The organism is Pseudoalteromonas sp. KG3 (assembly GCF_030436385.1).
GTDB lineage: Bacteria > Pseudomonadota > Gammaproteobacteria > Enterobacterales > Alteromonadaceae > Pseudoalteromonas > Pseudoalteromonas prydzensis.
The window spans coordinates 620,490-636,724 of the sequence record NZ_CP098523.1; the positions used below are offsets into that span (position 1 = coordinate 620,490).

At 41.1% G+C, this 16,235-nt stretch carries 14 protein-coding genes and 1 tRNA gene; 7 read left to right on the forward strand and 8 right to left on the reverse strand.

Annotation, left to right across the window (positions count from 1 at the left end; genetic code table 11):
* Nucleotides 1-110 precede the first annotated feature (110 nt).
* From ubiG to yfaE, 5 genes are all read left to right on the forward strand, one after another.
* The gene (ubiG, locus tag NDQ71_RS03110) at nucleotides 111-821 is read left to right on the forward strand and encodes a bifunctional 2-polyprenyl-6-hydroxyphenol methylase/3-demethylubiquinol 3-O-methyltransferase UbiG (protein ID WP_192541937.1); all 711 of its coding nucleotides are present in this window, start codon (nucleotides 111-113) and stop codon (nucleotides 819-821) included.
* Nucleotides 821-1,504: an HAD family hydrolase gene (locus NDQ71_RS03115; protein WP_301562249.1), complete on the forward strand. Its 684-nt coding sequence runs from the start codon at nucleotides 821-823 to the stop codon at nucleotides 1,502-1,504. Before ubiG ends, NDQ71_RS03115 begins: the two co-directional genes overlap by 1 nt.
* A gap of 401 nt (nucleotides 1,505-1,905) precedes the next feature.
* Nucleotides 1,906-4,188: a class 1a ribonucleoside-diphosphate reductase subunit alpha gene (gene nrdA, locus NDQ71_RS03120; RefSeq protein WP_192541939.1), complete on the forward strand. Its 2,283-nt coding sequence runs from the start codon at nucleotides 1,906-1,908 to the stop codon at nucleotides 4,186-4,188.
* Nucleotides 4,189-4,257: 69 nt separating this feature from the next.
* Nucleotides 4,258-5,388 carry a class Ia ribonucleoside-diphosphate reductase subunit beta gene (gene nrdB / locus NDQ71_RS03125; protein WP_064666297.1) on the forward strand — a complete coding sequence of 377 codons (1,131 nt, stop codon included), beginning with the start codon at nucleotides 4,258-4,260 and terminating at the stop codon, nucleotides 5,386-5,388.
* A complete protein-coding gene (gene yfaE, locus NDQ71_RS03130; RefSeq protein ID WP_064666298.1) occupies nucleotides 5,388-5,660 on the forward strand; it encodes a class I ribonucleotide reductase maintenance protein YfaE in 273 nt (90 codons plus the stop codon). Before nrdB ends, yfaE begins: the two co-directional genes overlap by 1 nt.
* Before the next feature lie 39 nt (nucleotides 5,661-5,699).
* Here yfaE and NDQ71_RS03135 read toward each other — a convergent pair whose 3' ends face one another.
* The gene (locus NDQ71_RS03135; protein ID WP_301562250.1) at nucleotides 5,700-6,227 is read right to left on the reverse strand and encodes a YaeQ family protein; all 528 of its coding nucleotides are present in this window, start codon (nucleotides 6,225-6,227) and stop codon (nucleotides 5,700-5,702) included.
* A gap of 150 nt (nucleotides 6,228-6,377) precedes the next feature.
* Here NDQ71_RS03135 and NDQ71_RS03140 point away from each other — a divergent pair, with 150 nt between their 5' ends.
* Nucleotides 6,378-8,765 (forward strand): TonB-dependent receptor, encoded by a 2,388-nt coding sequence (locus tag NDQ71_RS03140; RefSeq protein WP_301562251.1) that lies wholly within the window; start codon nucleotides 6,378-6,380, stop codon nucleotides 8,763-8,765.
* A gap of 81 nt (nucleotides 8,766-8,846) precedes the next feature.
* Here NDQ71_RS03140 and NDQ71_RS03145 read toward each other — a convergent pair whose 3' ends face one another.
* The 7 genes from NDQ71_RS03145 to NDQ71_RS03175 all read right to left on the reverse strand — a co-directional run bounded on the left by NDQ71_RS03145 (nucleotide 8,847) and on the right by NDQ71_RS03175 (nucleotide 14,135).
* Nucleotides 8,847-9,464 (reverse strand): FKBP-type peptidyl-prolyl cis-trans isomerase, encoded by a 618-nt coding sequence (locus tag NDQ71_RS03145; protein WP_192541941.1) that lies wholly within the window; start codon nucleotides 9,462-9,464, stop codon nucleotides 8,847-8,849.
* Nucleotides 9,465-9,568: 104 nt separating this feature from the next.
* Entirely contained in the window at nucleotides 9,569-9,955 is a 387-nt protein-coding gene (locus tag NDQ71_RS03150; RefSeq protein ID WP_064666302.1) for a hypothetical protein, read from the reverse strand.
* A gap of 49 nt (nucleotides 9,956-10,004) precedes the next feature.
* Nucleotides 10,005-10,095 (reverse strand) — tRNA-Ser (locus NDQ71_RS03155).
* Between the two features lie 101 nt (nucleotides 10,096-10,196).
* A complete protein-coding gene (locus NDQ71_RS03160) occupies nucleotides 10,197-10,574 on the reverse strand; it encodes a hypothetical protein (RefSeq protein ID WP_064666303.1) in 378 nt (125 codons plus the stop codon).
* A 197-nt stretch (nucleotides 10,575-10,771) separates the two neighbouring features.
* Nucleotides 10,772-11,320, reverse strand: coding sequence for an NAD(P)H nitroreductase (locus NDQ71_RS03165; RefSeq protein ID WP_064666304.1), 549 nt, complete (start codon nucleotides 11,318-11,320; stop codon nucleotides 10,772-10,774).
* 111 nt (nucleotides 11,321-11,431) lie between these two features.
* The gene (locus tag NDQ71_RS03170; protein WP_301562252.1) at nucleotides 11,432-12,109 is read right to left on the reverse strand and encodes a DoxX family protein; all 678 of its coding nucleotides are present in this window, start codon (nucleotides 12,107-12,109) and stop codon (nucleotides 11,432-11,434) included.
* A gap of 64 nt (nucleotides 12,110-12,173) precedes the next feature.
* The gene (locus NDQ71_RS03175; RefSeq protein WP_301562253.1) at nucleotides 12,174-14,135 is read right to left on the reverse strand and encodes an FAD-dependent oxidoreductase; all 1,962 of its coding nucleotides are present in this window, start codon (nucleotides 14,133-14,135) and stop codon (nucleotides 12,174-12,176) included.
* 220 nt (nucleotides 14,136-14,355) lie between these two features.
* Here NDQ71_RS03175 and sppA point away from each other — a divergent pair, with 220 nt between their 5' ends.
* On the forward strand, nucleotides 14,356-16,221 hold the full coding sequence (sppA, locus tag NDQ71_RS03180; protein ID WP_064666307.1) for a signal peptide peptidase SppA: 1,866 nt from the start codon (nucleotides 14,356-14,358) through the stop codon (nucleotides 16,219-16,221).
* The last annotated feature ends 14 nt before the right edge of the window (nucleotides 16,222-16,235 follow it).

Below are 16,235 nucleotides of genomic sequence, written 5' to 3' on the forward strand. Positions count from 1 at the left end.
TTATTACCAAGTCATGCTACCACAATTAATTTAAATTTACAGGCGCTAAATCTTTGCGGTTTATCAATTTCACCCTATATAATGGCCTCAGATTGACGAGGAAGTTTTTTATGACCGAACATCAGAATGTAGATAGTGCAGAAATTGCAAAGTTTGAAGCCATTGCCGAGCGATGGTGGGACCGCGACGGGGAATTTAAACCCCTTCATGAAATTAACCCGTTACGATTAGATTTTATCGCCGACAAAGCCAACGGCTTATTTGATAAAGAAACCCTCGATGTAGGCTGTGGTGGTGGCATACTCAGTGAAAGTATGGCGCGAATGGGCGCACACGTTACTGGCATCGATATGGGCCAAGAACCATTAACCGTTGCTAAATTGCATAGTTTAGAAACCGGTGTGAAGGTAGAGTACATTAAAGTGCCTGCCGAACAATATGCGCAAGAACACCCTGCTCGCTTTGATACTATTACGTGTATGGAAATGTTAGAGCACGTTCCAGATCCTGCTTCTATCATTCATGCAGTGGCGGCATTAGCAAAACCAGGCGCAGATGTATTTTTTTCGACACTCAATAAAACCCCTAAAGCCTACTTGTATGCCATTATTGGTGCAGAGAAGTTATTGAAGATGGTGCCTGAAGGCACACACGACCACAAAAAGTTTATCAAACCAGCGCAACTCATTGCATGGGCAGAGCAAGCAGGATTAAAAGTACGTGCAAGTGCTGGGCTCAGTTATAACCCGTTATCAAAGCAGTACAGCTTAAATACCGATGTGAGCGTTAATTATATTCTTCACTTTGAGAAACTTGCGTAATGGCTGGTTTTAACACAGCAACACCCATAATCGACTACGACGCTTTTATTTTCGACCTTGATGGCACCTTACTTGATACTGCAGACGATCTTGGTGCTGCGCTAAATAGTGTATTGTCAGCACATGATCAACCTACGGTATGCGCCAATGTTTACCGCCCAGCGGCATCAAATGGCACTGTAGCACTGCTAGAAGCGGGATTTGGCCAGCAGTGGCCCACCCACCCGCAACAAGATGCTTTGCGCCAACAGTTACTCACGGCCTACGCTGATAATATTGCAACTCATAGCCAATGCTTCACGGGTATCGCACAATTATTAATTGCGCTTGAGCAGCAACAGATCAAATGGGGGATCATGACCAACAAGCCGGAATTTCTGACTACCCCTTTAGTTGCCGCCATCAGTGAGTTAAGTGATGCGCAAGCCATTGTCTGTGGTGACACACTAAACGTGGCAAAACCTTCACCGTTACCTTTACTTCACACAGCGCAACTATTAGATGTCGACCCGAGTCGCTGTTTGTATGTAGGTGATGCCGAGCGCGACATTATCGCAGCTAAAGCCGCGAACATGCACAGTGCAGCGGCATTGTGGGGATATATCCCCAGTGAAGAGGAAGCGTTAGGCTGGCAAGCGGATTTTAATTGGCAGTCACCTATTGATGCATTTAACCATATATAGTGGCTTGCTAATAATTAAACACTATATATTGTGATTGTGTTATTTTTTGCACATTGTTTGCTGATAAAAAAAGCAGCCTAAATTTATTTTTAAAATGGTTAAATTTAATAGATCATCAGTTGATTTTTATAAATTTCATTTTAATCAAATGGTCAAAGGTTAATGGCTACTAACACAAACGTGTTATCCCGACGTTATCCACAATGTGGGGCATTTATGCCCCTTGCAAATGATCGCATACCACACTATCTTGTGATCCAGAGTTTGATGAACACCAGATGTTGTGGCTAAATGTTATTCAATTAAATTCGCGCTAGAACAGTCTTATGACAATAAAATATTTATTTTAAGAAAAATGTGTCACTAAAAAATTTTATATCCCAAGGAATACAGGCAAAACTATGAACCAACAGCTATCTGTAAGCAAACGTGACGGCCGTAAAGAGTCACTTGATTTAGATAAGATCCATCGCGTTATTGCTTGGGCCGCCGAAGGTCTAAATAATGTGTCTGTCTCACAAGTTGAGCTAAAATCACACATCCAATTCTACGATGGCATCCGTACTGAAGACATCCATGAAACGATTATTAAAGCAGCCGCTGATCAGATTTCAAAAGAATCACCTGATTACCAATATTTAGCCGCCCGTTTAGCTGTATTCCATTTACGTAAAAAAGCTTATGGTCAGTTTGAGCCGCCGCGTTTATACGACCACATTGTTAAGCTGGTAGAAGATAAGCGCTACGATGCTCACTTACTTGCTGATTACACCGAGCAAGAAATTGATCAACTAGACGAATACCTTGATCACGCACGCGATTTAAACTTCAGCTACGCCGCAGTTAAGCAGCTTGAAGGCAAATATTTAGTGCAAAACCGCGTCACAGGTAAAATTTATGAAAGTGCACAGTTTTTATATATTCTTGTTGCCGCAAGCTTGTTCTCTGATTACCCAAAAGAAACACGTTTAGATTACATCAAACGTTTTTATGATGCGGTATCAATGTTTAAAATTTCATTACCTACGCCAATCATGGCGGGGGTACGTACGCCTACTCGTCAATTCAGCTCATGTGTACTAATTGAATGTGGTGATAGCCTAGATTCAATCAACGCGACTTCTTCTGCGATTGTAAAATACGTATCACAACGTGCAGGTATTGGTATTAATGCGGGCCGTATTCGTGCACTTGGTAGCCCTATTCGCAATGGCGAAGCGTATCACACCGGTTGTATTCCTTTTTATAAGCACTTTCAAACAGCGGTTAAAAGCTGTTCGCAAGGTGGTGTGCGCGGCGGTGCAGCGACCCTTTTCTATCCACTGTGGCATTTAGAAGTAGAAAACTTACTCGTACTTAAAAACAACCGTGGTGTTGATGATAACCGCGTGCGTCACTTAGATTACGGTGTGCAGTTTAATAAACTAATGTACGCGCGCTTAATTAAAGATGATTACATCACCTTATTTAGCCCATCAGACGTTCCAGGTCTTTACGATGCATTTTTTGAAGATCAAGATGAATTCGATCGTCTTTACGTACAATACGAGCAAGATGAATCAATTCGTAAAAAGCGTATTAAAGCCATTGAATTGTTCTCAATGTTTGCACAAGAGCGTGCCAGCACAGGTCGTATTTATTTACAAAATGTCGATCACTGTAATACACATAGCCCGTTTATTGCTAAAGTTGCGCCAATTCGTCAATCTAACTTATGTTTAGAAATTGCTTTACCGACAAAACCGCTTAGCAATGTCAATGACGAAGAAGGCGAAATCGCCCTTTGTACGCTATCGGCATTTAACTTAGGTGCGATTGAGTCACTGGATGAGCTTGAAGAATTAGCAGAGCTTGCGGTACGTGCCTTAGATAACTTATTAGATTTCCAAGACTACCCTGTTCCTGCTGCACATAATGCAACTATGGGTCGTCGTACTTTAGGTATCGGTGTTATCAACTACGCTTATTACTTAGCTAAAAATGGTAAGCGTTATTCTGATGGCAGTGCCAATGCATTAACGCATAAGACCTTCGAAGCGATTCAATATTACTTGATGAAAGCGTCGAATGAGCTTGCTAAAGAGCGTGGTGCGTGCCCTAAATTTAACGAAACCACATACTCACAAGGCATTATGCCGACTGATACTTACAAGCGTGATTTAGACAAAATTTGTGATGAGCCACTGCATTTAGATTGGGATACATTACGTGCCAATATTAAAGAGCATGGTATGCGTAACTCAACGTTATCTGCATTGATGCCTTCTGAAACATCGTCGCAAATTTCTAATGCAACCAATGGTATTGAGCCACCGCGCGGTCATATCAGTGTTAAAGCCAGTAAAGATGGTATTTTAAAACAGGTTGTTCCTGAGTATGAGCGTTTAAAAGATAACTATGAATTATTGTGGGATATCCCATCAAATAAAGGTTACATAGAGCTTGTTGGTATAATGCAAAAGTTTGTTGATCAAACAATCTCTGCAAATACTAACTACGACCCAAATAAGTTTGAAGGTGGTAAAGTACCGATGAAGGTTTTACTACAAGACTTATTGGGCGCTTATAAACTTGGCGTTAAGACCCTTTACTATCACAACACCCGCGATGGCGCATCTGATGCACAAGATGACACACCTGAAGTGGAAGATGATGATTGTGCAGGCGGCGCGTGTAAAATCTAATCGATAATAAATATAAATTGCAAGCGGGCCTTAAGCCCGCTTTGTCCTGTTCGTTTTTTGAGTGATCTTATGTCTTATACTACTTTTAGCCGAAACCATAACAACCAATTACAAGAACCGATGTTTTTCGGCCAAACCGTTAACGTATCGCGTTATGATCAACAGAAGTACCCTATTTTTGAAAAGTTAATTGAAAAGCAATTGTCGTTCTTTTGGCGCCCTGAAGAAGTTGATGTAAGCAAAGACCGCTTAGACTTCCAAGCGTTGCCAGATCACGAAAAGCATATCTTTTTAAGTAACTTAAAATATCAAACATTACTTGATAGTGTGCAAGGACGTTCACCGAATGTGGCATTATTGCCAATCGTATCAATTCCTGAGCTTGAAACTTGGATTGAGACCTGGGCGTTTAGTGAAACGATTCATAGTCGCTCGTACACGCATATCATTCGTAATGTAACGCAATCACCTGAACTTATTTTTGATGATATCGTGAGTAACGACAAGATCAGCGAACGTGCTGATGCCGTCACTAAATATTACGATGAATTAATCAATAAAGTTGCCGTGTATAACTTGTACGGTGAAGGCAAGCATACTCTTAACGGTGAAACGGTTCATATCAGCTTATTTGAACTTAAAAAGCTGTTATACCTTGCCATGATGTCAGTCAACATTCTTGAAGCCATCCGCTTTTATGTTAGCTTCGCCTGTTCATTTGCATTTGCAGAGCGTGAATTAATGGAAGGCAACGCAAAAATCATCAAGCTGATCGCCCGTGATGAAGCCCTTCACCTATCAGGCACACAGCACATTCTCAACATTATGCAAGATGGTAAAGACGATCCAGAAATGGCGATCGTTGCGGCGCAATGTCGTGAAGAAGCAATCAAAATGTTTGTCGATGCCGCTGAGCAAGAAAAAGAATGGGCTGAATACTTGTTTAAAGATGGTTCAATGATTGGCTTAAACAAAGATATTTTGTGTCAATACGTTGAGTACATTACTAATGCACGTATGAGTGCGGTAGGCTTACCAACGCAATTCAAAACCAGCAGTAACCCTATTCCATGGATCAACTCATGGTTAGTATCTGACAATGTACAAGTTGCGCCTCAAGAAGCTGAGATCAGCTCTTACCTTGTTGGTCAAATTGATTCGCAAGTTGATGCTGCTGACTTTGGTGACTTTGATCTCTAATGAGCACCAACAAGACTGCAAAGGTTCACTTTGCAGATAACAGCCAGTGTGTGGAATTTAACACTGGCTGCCATTCCCTCTTAGACTGCCTTGAACAACAGCAATATGATATCCCTTTTCAATGCCGAGAAGGCTACTGTGGTGCGTGCCGTGCAACACTTAGCGAAGGGAAAGTGATTTATAATGAAGAGCCGCTTGCATTTGTGCGTGATGGAGAAGTGCTACTGTGCTGCTGCAAACCCGATGGCGATATTACACTGAGCTTTAAATAAACCCGCTAGAATATAGGTAAATATTTAAATCGATTGCTATTAGTGCCACTCAAATTGTTTGGTTGCATAGCAATGTACTTTATCACTGATCATTAAACTACTCTCATCGATAATGACATCCCAATTTAAACTGCGCGTTAAATCCATTTGAATATCATCAACAAACTGCTGATCAATTTCGATAATATGGCTATTTGCAAATAACTTTAAGCGTGCCTCTGACTCAATTAGCCACTGACTATTACTAATCGTTAGGACTAATAATTCGTCAACTTGCTTCGCTATTTTTAGCAGTTGATCAAGATTAGGCTGATCGACACTTAACCACGTTTTATAATGCTCATCCAGTGCTTGGATACCGACATCTGGTTGCAGCCTATCTGAGAGTTTATTTAGCACCGCATGGCTGTCGTAAGATAAAAGGCAATACCCTACTAGTTTTAAAACAAAATGCTCGAGCGTTTCGTTTTTTGTTAAAGCGGTGGTAAATACCTCTTGATGATTACGCTGCTGACGCAAATCTGCAATGCTAAATCGAGCTTTAAAGATCCGGGCTTTATCAGACATAACATTCACCAAACTAGTGATTATTTCTACTTCAGTATAGCGCTTACTAATGAAAATGTGTTTATTTTAAAGTTATGGTATAACATTATTGATCGGCACAAATGATGGTGTTATATTATATCACAACATAATAACCACGATGTAGTAACCATGATCCGACATTCTTTAGTATCCACTGCAATTATCACTGCTTTAAGTTCTTTTTCTGCTCATGCCGCGGTTGTAACAGGCCAAGTTTTAGATGACAAAAATCAACCGATCAGCCAAGCCGAAGTCCATGTACACGGTAAAGCTCAAACAATAAAAACTGATAACAACGGCCAGTTTAGTATTAATATAGACGCTAATAGTCAATTACATATTAGTAAAGATAATTATGTTGATGCACGCATTGCCGTTAATGAAGCAAGCCCAGCATTACAGGTTACCCTTATTCCAACCTCTGTTGAAACGGTGGTGGTATACGCCTCTGCCCTGCATAAAAATAGTTTAGAAATGATTTCACCAGTGAGCGTTCTCAGTGGTGATGAACTACGAAATAAAGCAAAACCAACATTAGGCGAAACTTTAAAAGGTCTACCAGGCGTTAATGCCAGCTATTTTGGCCCTGTTTCTTCGAGCCCTATAATCCGAGGCTTAGATGGCCCCCGCGTGAAAATCACTCAAAATGGTTTAGACAGCAGCGATGCATCTAGAATTGGCCCAGATCACGCCACTTCTAATGACAGCCTAGCTGCTGAACAGATTGAAGTCCTACGTGGTCCTGCGACTTTACTTTATGGCTCTGGTGCAATCGGCGGTGTTGTTAATGTGGTTGATAACCGTATTCCAACTGATAACATCGAACAACTAACTGGCGCAGTTGAATACAGCCACGATACAGTATCAAACGCCAACACCTATGCTGCCAAGCTTGAAACAGGTCATAACAACTTTAATTTTCATTTTGATGGCACTAAACGCACTGGTGATGACTACCAAACTCCGCGTTTTAACTTACCTGAGGAAGAGCACGAAGATCATGAAGGCCATGACGAAGAAGAGCATGAAACAGCTACGTCTGTTAAAAATACCTTTATTGATAGCCAAACCGTAAACTTTGGTACTAGCTATGTAGGCGAACATTTAACGTTAGGCGTCTCTTATGGTCGTATAGAAACAGATTACGGTATTCCAGCCCATAGCCATGAACACGGGCATGAACATGAGCACGAACATGCCCATGAAGAAGGTGAAGAAGAAGCTGTTTATGCGCGTGTAGAGCAAGATCGTTGGCAAGGCCTAATGAGCTATGCGTTACATAACAATTGGATTGAAACCATTAATTTACGTCTTGGTTATACTGACTATCGCCATGCTGAAATTGAAGATGGCGCGATTGGTACAATCTTTAGTAATGAAACCACTGAAGCACGTTTTAATGTTGAGCATAAACTGGGGAACTGGCATGGGATGGCGGGCTACCACTTTAGCGAGTCTAATTATGATGCTGATGGTGAAGAAGCCTTTACACCTGCAAGTAAAACCACGACTAATGCATTGTTTATTTTAGAAGAGCAACAGTTTGGCGACGTAACTGTGGAACTTGGTGCTCGTTTAGAAGATTATAATATTGATAGTAACGTCGATACTTCAGCGCATGACCATGACCATGAAGAGCATGCTGATGAGCACGGAAATGAGCTAACGGCTTACAGTAAAAGTTTTACTAACCTAAGCGCTTCAGCTGGCGCAATTTGGCAATATACGCCAGGTCAAAGCGTGTCTCTTAGCGTGTCACATTCTGAGCGTGCTCCATTATCTGCAGAGCTACTTTCAAATGGTGTGCATATTGCGACTGGCACCTATGAACTAGGTTTAGGCTACGTGATAGAAGACGGTGAAATTCACTTTGAACCAGAAAATATCAAACAAGAAACATCAACCAATATTGATTTTGGCTTTAGACGCTTTAGCGGTGATTTTGGTTATACCGTTAACTTTTTCTATAACGACATTGAAAACTTTTACTATCAGCAAAACACAGGGTTAATCTTTGATGAAGAGCACGGCCTTGAAACAGCAGAGCCTGGCCACGACGATGGCATGGCGGTTTATCAATTTGTTAGTAAAGATGCAAAATTATACGGAATAGAGTTTGACGCACATTATCAACTTAACGCCAATGCCATGGTTAAACTATTTGGTGATTCAACAACCGCGAAACTTGCTGATGACGAAGGTAATTTGCCGCGTATTCCAGCGAACAAATTAGGCTCTGAATTACAATATACTATTAGTGATTGGCAATTTAGCTTAACGGGCACTCACTACTTTGAGCAAAATGACATTACAGCCTATGAAACGGCGACTGATGGTTACACATTATTTGATGCACAAGCAAATTATCAATTAACTGTTGGCCCTGTCGATACGCAGTTTTATATCAACATTGATAACATCACCGATGAATTAGGTTTTGTACACAGTTCCTTCATTAAAGATCAAGCGCCATTACCAGGGCGAAACTTTAGACTCGGTGTTCGTGGTTACTTTTAATTTACCGTAACACAAGTATAAAAAAAGCCACCTTAATCATCTTAAGGTGGCTTTTTTATTTACTTAAAAAGTAAATAACTATTAAAGAATAGCGTGTAACTCAACATCAAATACAAGCGTCGAGAAAGGTGCAATCGCAGCACCGGCACCACGTTCACCATAAGCAAGCTCATGAGGAACATAAATACGCCATTTAGTGCCTACTGGCATCATTTGTAACGCTTCCGTCCAACCTTTGATAACGCCACCGACTGGGAATTCAGCAGGCTGGCCGCGCTCATAAGAGCTATCAAAAACAGTACCGTTGATAAGTGTACCGTGATAATCAACGCGAACTGTAGACTCTGCAGTTGGCTTTTCGCCTTCACCTGTTGCAAGTACTTCGTATTGAAGACCAGACTCAGTAACCGTGATTTCAGTACGTTTTGCATTTTCTTCTAAGAACGCAATGCCTTCAGCTGCTAATACTTTAGCTTCTTCTTCACGACGAGCTTGAATTTCAGTGTTGATTTTTTCGAAAGCCGCTTGGATCTCAGGGATCTCAACTTGGAAATCACCACCTGTATAAGCATCTTTCATGCCTGCAAATACTGAATTTAAGTTTAAACCTTCGAATGGATTTGCTTTTAGTTGCTCCCCCATTTGTAAGCCAATACCGTAACTTGCTTTTTCAGCATCTGTAGTAAAATTATCTGACATAATGTGTTTCACGTTTTGTTTATACCAACCTTAAAAGCGTTGGTATCAGTTAAAAGACGCGCCTATGCTATCATAAAAAAAAGCCCTTTTGGGCTTCTTTAGGATTAGTTTTTAAGGAGTTTTCCCTTAATAAAGCGCATCGCGAAAGTAAATACCGGCAAGCTGATTAAAATACCAGCGAGTAATGGCCGACTCAGCAATGCGTGCGAACCAACGAGTATCAATGGAACTACTAATAAGCCAAATACGCCGATATAAATTGCTGCTATTTCAGGCCAATGTTTATCGTATTTGGTGATCAAATGGGCAGATAAAATATTAAATCCTAAGCAATACGCCGTTGCAGTCACTAATACCTGCTCTGGTTGTGAATCAATAGCCATCTTAACCAGTAAATTGATTGCACTGTGATAACAGTAGCCAAATACACTCCATAACAACACATGTTTGAGTACTCGCTGAGTTGTACTTAATTGGTTTTGTTCTGTCATAGTAAACTCCAGATAGCAAAAAGCCGCCCATAAGGCGGCTTTTTAAATATGGTGGAGAGATAGGGATTTGAACCCTAGATGGGCTACAAACCCATGCCGGTTTTCAAGACCGGTGCATTCGACCACTCTGCCATCTCTCCGTACGGCGCGGATAATAGGGGTTACTCGCCTTGTTGTAAAGCCCTAAAAGTAAAAAATTAAAATTAATTGCAGCGATAACTCTATAAAGGCTAAAAATAACTCAATAATACTGTTTTGGGCGCTTTGCGATCCACGAACATAATAAGCACACTAACAAGCTAAAAGTCACAAAGCTTAAACCTTGAAAGATTAAGTCATAACGATTGAGATCATCACTTGGCACTAAAACCAATATAAAGGCAGGCAAAATACTCAGCACTAATACATAAAAGCACACTTTGAATGCTCTACCAAAATCAAATCGTCTAGTACGTTGCATCCACCATGCTAATATAACGACGATACCTATTGATGACATTGCGATTAGATGAGGAGTATGCGTACTAAATGCGGTGTATAGAGTGATTACAGCACCTACAAAACCCCATAAAGACCAAGTAAGCCATTTTTCTTTTTCACGTAAAAATAAATTTCCCATTGTTCTCGTCTTTTTTATCGTTATTGTTATAAGACATTCCATACAGTAACAAAAAATAACAGATTAAAAAACAAACCGTCGAAGAATAATTACTTGCATCCTAGCGCTTCTCACAGCCAACGTTTAGCTAAGCAAAGTTAGCAAAAGCAACCTTAATCTAGTATGACTGTGATAGCGCCAACAAGTTCATTTTATATTTATAACACACTAAAAAAGTCGTCTGCCTTATGCCGCGCAGGCTTAGTGCAATCAACAACAGCTGTACCTAGATATAGATAACCCACTATTTCGTCTTGCTCAGCAAGCCCGAGCGCCTTTTTTACTGCCGCGCTTTGAGCAAAGTAACCAGTACGCCAGATACCCGCCAACCCTTGTGCAAAGGCAGCCTGCTGCATTGCAAATACAGCACAACCTGCACTTTGTACTTGTTCAATGCGAGGAACTTTTGGGTGCGCTTGATATTTTGCCACCGCAATAATAATCATCGGTGCTCGTTGCGTTAATTCTTTTGCGCGACTAATGGTTTTTTCATCTTGTTGTTCTGCAATAGCACTTTGATAATAAATTTCGCCTAAGCGTTCTCGCCCTGCCTCTTCTACGATAAAAAATTGCCACGGCGCTAAGCCACCATGATCAGGGACTTTTAATGCGGCTTTTTTAATGTTCTCTAATTGCGCTTGATTGGGTCCTGGGAAACTGAGTTTGGGATCAGATTGACGAGTTAATAACAGCTCAATAGCGTCCATAGCAATTCTCTACTTGAAAAAAGAAGCTAGCATAGCATTGTTAGGGATCACTGAGAAAGTTAGAAAAGTAGAAAGTTTGCCGCGTCGGCAAACTTTCTACTTACGCTTTGGTTATTCAATTTTTCGTCGTAACCAATAATCAATACTGACAAAGCGCCCACCACCGGTGAAAAATAAGCTCAAGAGCATTGCAAAGTAAATTGCTGAAAATTCAATGCCATTATTTAAAATAGACGGTTTACCCTTCTCATATAGATAATCTGGGAAACCATGCTCTTCTACAATGCCACGAATTTTCTCAATTCGTTCTTTTACTGCAAGGGAGTTTTCAAGGCTTTCTTTGGCACCGGGGACAGCTAACCAATCGAGTACTTGAGCAGCACTGGTATCTGGATCTGTCGGCGCAATCGCAAACCAGCCGTTATGCCAATGTACAGACGTTGCAGCAACAACCATAGTAAACATAAGTGGAATACTTACTAGGCGAGTTAATAAACCTAGCAAGAGCAGCCAGCCCCCGAGAAATTCACTCCAGCCAGCTAAAAAAGCCAGTAAATCAGGAAATGGCAGGCCGAGGCCCCAATCTGGGTTGCCAAACCAAGCAACCACATCGGGAGCAGCTAGAAAAAATTCAAAAAAGCCATTAACGTCACCACTGATATTTAGCTTGTTATAACCCGCGATGATCATAACGGGCGCGAGTATGAGTCTAAATAACAAAGCTGGGATACCATCAAGCAAAGCTATTTTTTGTAGGAACGTTTTATAGAGTGTGAGTAATGTATTCATCGTAGCAGTCTAGTCTCTTTAAATGTATTAAACAAAGACCGCTACGATTGAAAGTTTATTTCAGTTAAATTTTACGCGCAACTTGTAGCGCTTCATAAATGGCCCGTTTTGCATCAATCGCTGACGCTAACTTGGCCCCACCAATTACATGTACTTTTGGGTTATCCGTTAATTGCGACATTAACTCATTATTAGACACTTGACCAATGCAAGCAATAACCGTATCGACGGGTAAAACTTGCTGTTCGCCTGCTATAGAAATTTTTAGACCTTGCGCATCAAAGTGATGGTACTGGCAATCAGCTATTTGTTTTACACCATGTTGCTTTGCAACTTGGCGATGTATCCAACCGGTGGTTTTACCCAGTTCACTGCCGAATCGCCCTGCACTGCGTTTGAGCATAAATAATTGCCGAGCATCTTTATGAGGGCTTGGTTCGCACTCAATACCCCACTGACTTTTAAATTCAGTGATAGTTTGATTTTTATGTTCGCTTAAAAAAGCAACCATATCAAAACCAATTCCGCCAGCGCCTAAAATCGCTATCGATTGACCTAATTCAACGTCACCGCGGATCACTTCATCATAAGAAAAAACCCGTTTGTCATCAGCACAAGTAAAGTTGGCTTCGCGCGGACGTACGCCCGTTGCAAATACCACTTCATCGTATTGATCAAGCATGCTATCTGTAAACGCAGTATTGAGTGTTACTGTGACTTTGAGACGCTCAAGTTCATTAACAAAATACCGTAAGGTGTGATTAAAATCTTCTTTGCCAGGAATACGCATTGCTAAATTAAATTGCCCGCCCATATCGGCATTTTTATCAATCAGCGTCACTGTGTGCCCTTTTTGCGCTAAATAACAACTCGCCGATAAACCTGCAGGTCCGGCACCCACAACTAACACGCGTTTCGCTTTTGCAGTGTGCTCAAGCGGGTAATCTAGTTCAAACCCGGCTTGTGGGTTCACTAAGCAAGTGGCCCGCTTGCCTTTAAATACATGATCTAAGCAGCCTTGGTTACAGCCGATACAAATATTAATTTGCTCACTGTGTTGTGCTTTATATTTATTAAAAAATTCAGGATCGGCAAGCAGAGGGCGTGCCATCGAAATTAAGTCTGCATCCCCTGCGTTTAAAATTTCATTTGCAATATCAGGGGTGTTTATGCGGTTTACAGCAATAACAGGCACCGATACCACTTCTTTTAAGCGTTTTGATGCTTCTTTAAATGCACCAGGCGGTACCATGCTAGCAATGGTTGGTACGCGCGCTTCATGCCAGCCAATTCCAGTATTAAAAATATCAACCCCAGCGTGCTCTAAAGCTTTAGCTTGGATCGTGACCTCTTCTGGAGTGGAGCCATTAGGGATCAGATCCATCACAGATAAACGAAAGATAATTAAAAATTCTTTATCTACTTTTGCACGCACCGCTTTGACTATATCCAATGCTAAACGCATGCGGTTTTCTAAACTGCCACCGTATTCGTCTGTGCGTTTATTAGTATGTGGCGCCATAAATTCATTGATCAGATAGCCTTCAGATCCCATCACTTCAACACCATCATAACCTGCTTTTTGAGCTAAGTAGGCCGACTGAGCAAAGTCTTTAATGGTCTTTTTAATGGCGCCAGCAGACATCGCTTTTGGTTTATAAGGATTGATCGGTGCTTTAATTGCACTTGGCGCTTGATTAAATGGATGATAGGCATAGCGACCAGCGTGTAATAATTGTAAGCAAATCTTTCCGCCATGCTGATGCACAGCCTCTGTATAAGTACGGTGCTTAAATACATCATAATAGCTATTAAAAGAAGATGAAATGGGGGTTAACTTACCACGTAAATTAGGGCTATAACCGCCAGTGATGAGCATTGCAGTGCCACCTTTTGCGCGTGCTTCATAAAAAGCGCGTAACCGCTTTCGGTTGTGCCACCCTTCTTCAAGCCCCGTGTGCATTGACCCCATCACTAACCGATTGCGTAATTGTGTGTGTTTTAATTGTAATTGTTGTTCTAACATCCTCTGCCCCGTTAACTGGTCTAACCTCTATACATTAGCGAATTTTGCTTGATTGGCAAGTAATAAGCAACAAAAGCACCAAATTATGTATTATTTCTACAGATAAACTCACTAACATGGTAGCTGATAAACACTTAGTTACGATTTAACAGTTAAATAAATTTTTATTCTAGGCTAAGATGGTTGCTATATATAAGTTGTACCAGACTAAGGATTTATTTTGATTGCAAAGCTGTTTAAAGGGCTGTGGACAGGAATTAACTTTTCTCGTCGCTTAGTTCTCAATATTTTATTTGTGCTAATTGTGATTCTATTTATTGTCTCAATAGCCAGCGATGATGATGAAATTAAAGTAGCCGACACATCCGTGCTTAGGCTCAATCTTAATGGCCCTATCGTAGAAGAAAAAACCTACGTAGATCCAGTAGAAGCAGCCATCAATGATGCAACAATGGGTAATGATGAACCTGCTGAAATTTTACTTGATGATATTGTCGAAGTAATCGATCAAGCAACAGAAGATCAGCGCATCAGCGTAATTTTGCTAGACTTACAAAAAATGCCTAATGCGCATTTGAATAAATTAAAGCAGATCACACAAGCGCTTGAGCGTTTTAAAGCGGCTGATAAAAAAGTGATTGCATCAGGCTATTATTATTCACAAGCACAATATTATCTTGCCGCTCACGCCGATGAAGTCTCAATGCACCCTTATGGTGGTGTTGAAATTCAAGGTTTTGCGATGTATCCGCTGTATTTTAAAGATGCGCTTGAAAAGCTTGGCATCACCCAACATATTTTCCGCGTCGGTACGTTCAAATCGGCTGTTGAACCTTTTATTCGTAATGACATGTCAGATGCAGCAAAAGAAGCCAATAGTGTCTGGCTAGGCGCGTTATGGCAAGAATACAAACAAGATGTCGCCGCCGTTCGTCCATTTGATGAATCTAACTTTGATGAAACAATGGATGTTTTCCTTGCAAAAATGCAAGCAGTCAATGGTGATTCAGGTCGCTATGCTCTAGAACATCAATGGGTTGATTCTTTAAAAACCAATCAACAAGTTCGCCAAGAATTGATTGCATTAGTCGGCACTGAAGAAACCGGTAAAACCTTTAATCAAGTTTCGTTTAACGAGTACTTGTCATTAATTAAACCGCCCATTGAGTTTGATAACCCAGTAACCGAAAAAGTCGCTGTTGTTGTTGCTCGCGGTACTATTTCTGACGGCGAACGTAAAGCTGGTGAAATCGGTGGTGATTCTACAGCGGCGTTACTACGTAAAGCACGTTTAGATGAAAAAGTTAAAGCCGTAGTACTGCGTATTGATTCAGGCGGTGGCAGCATGTTTGCGTCTGAAGTTATTCGTGCTGAAGTACTGGCACTTAAAGCCGCTGGCAAGCCTGTTATTGCCTCGATGAGCTCTGTGGCTGCCTCGGGTGGTTACTGGATTGCCTCAGCAGCCAATGAAATTTGGGCTGCGCCAAGCACCATTACCGGCTCAATCGGTGTATTTGGTAACTTTATGACCTTTGAAAACACCATGGCTAAATTAGGTGTTTATTCTGACGGTGTAGCAACAACAGAAATGGCAGGCTTATCTGTCACCCGCCCACTGAATGAGAAAATGGCACAAGTTATTCAACTGAGTGTTGAAGATGCTTATCAGCGCTTTTTAGAAGTGGTTGCTGAAGCACGCAACATGACACCTGAGCAAGTGGATAATATTGCCCAAGGCCGTGTTTGGATTGCCAGCCAAGCGCAAGAGCTGGGCTTAATTGATAAGCTTGGCAATAAACAAGACGCAATAAAAGCTGCCGCTGAACTTGCTAAACTTGATTTTTACGAAGTCAAAACGATTAAGCATAGCCTTTCAGGGCAAGAGCAATTAATGCAAGATATTTTTGGTAACGCATCCGTTAAAGCATTTATAGGCTCGCAAAGTACCTTACAAAATGCATTATCTAACCAAGCATCAATCAATGGCTTGCTTAAACAGTTAAGCACTGAAGTTGAAAGCTTGCAGGATTACAACGATCCGCAAGGGATTTATGCTCGCTGCTTAGTGTGTAATATTTCACAATAATGCCCTAACAGGCT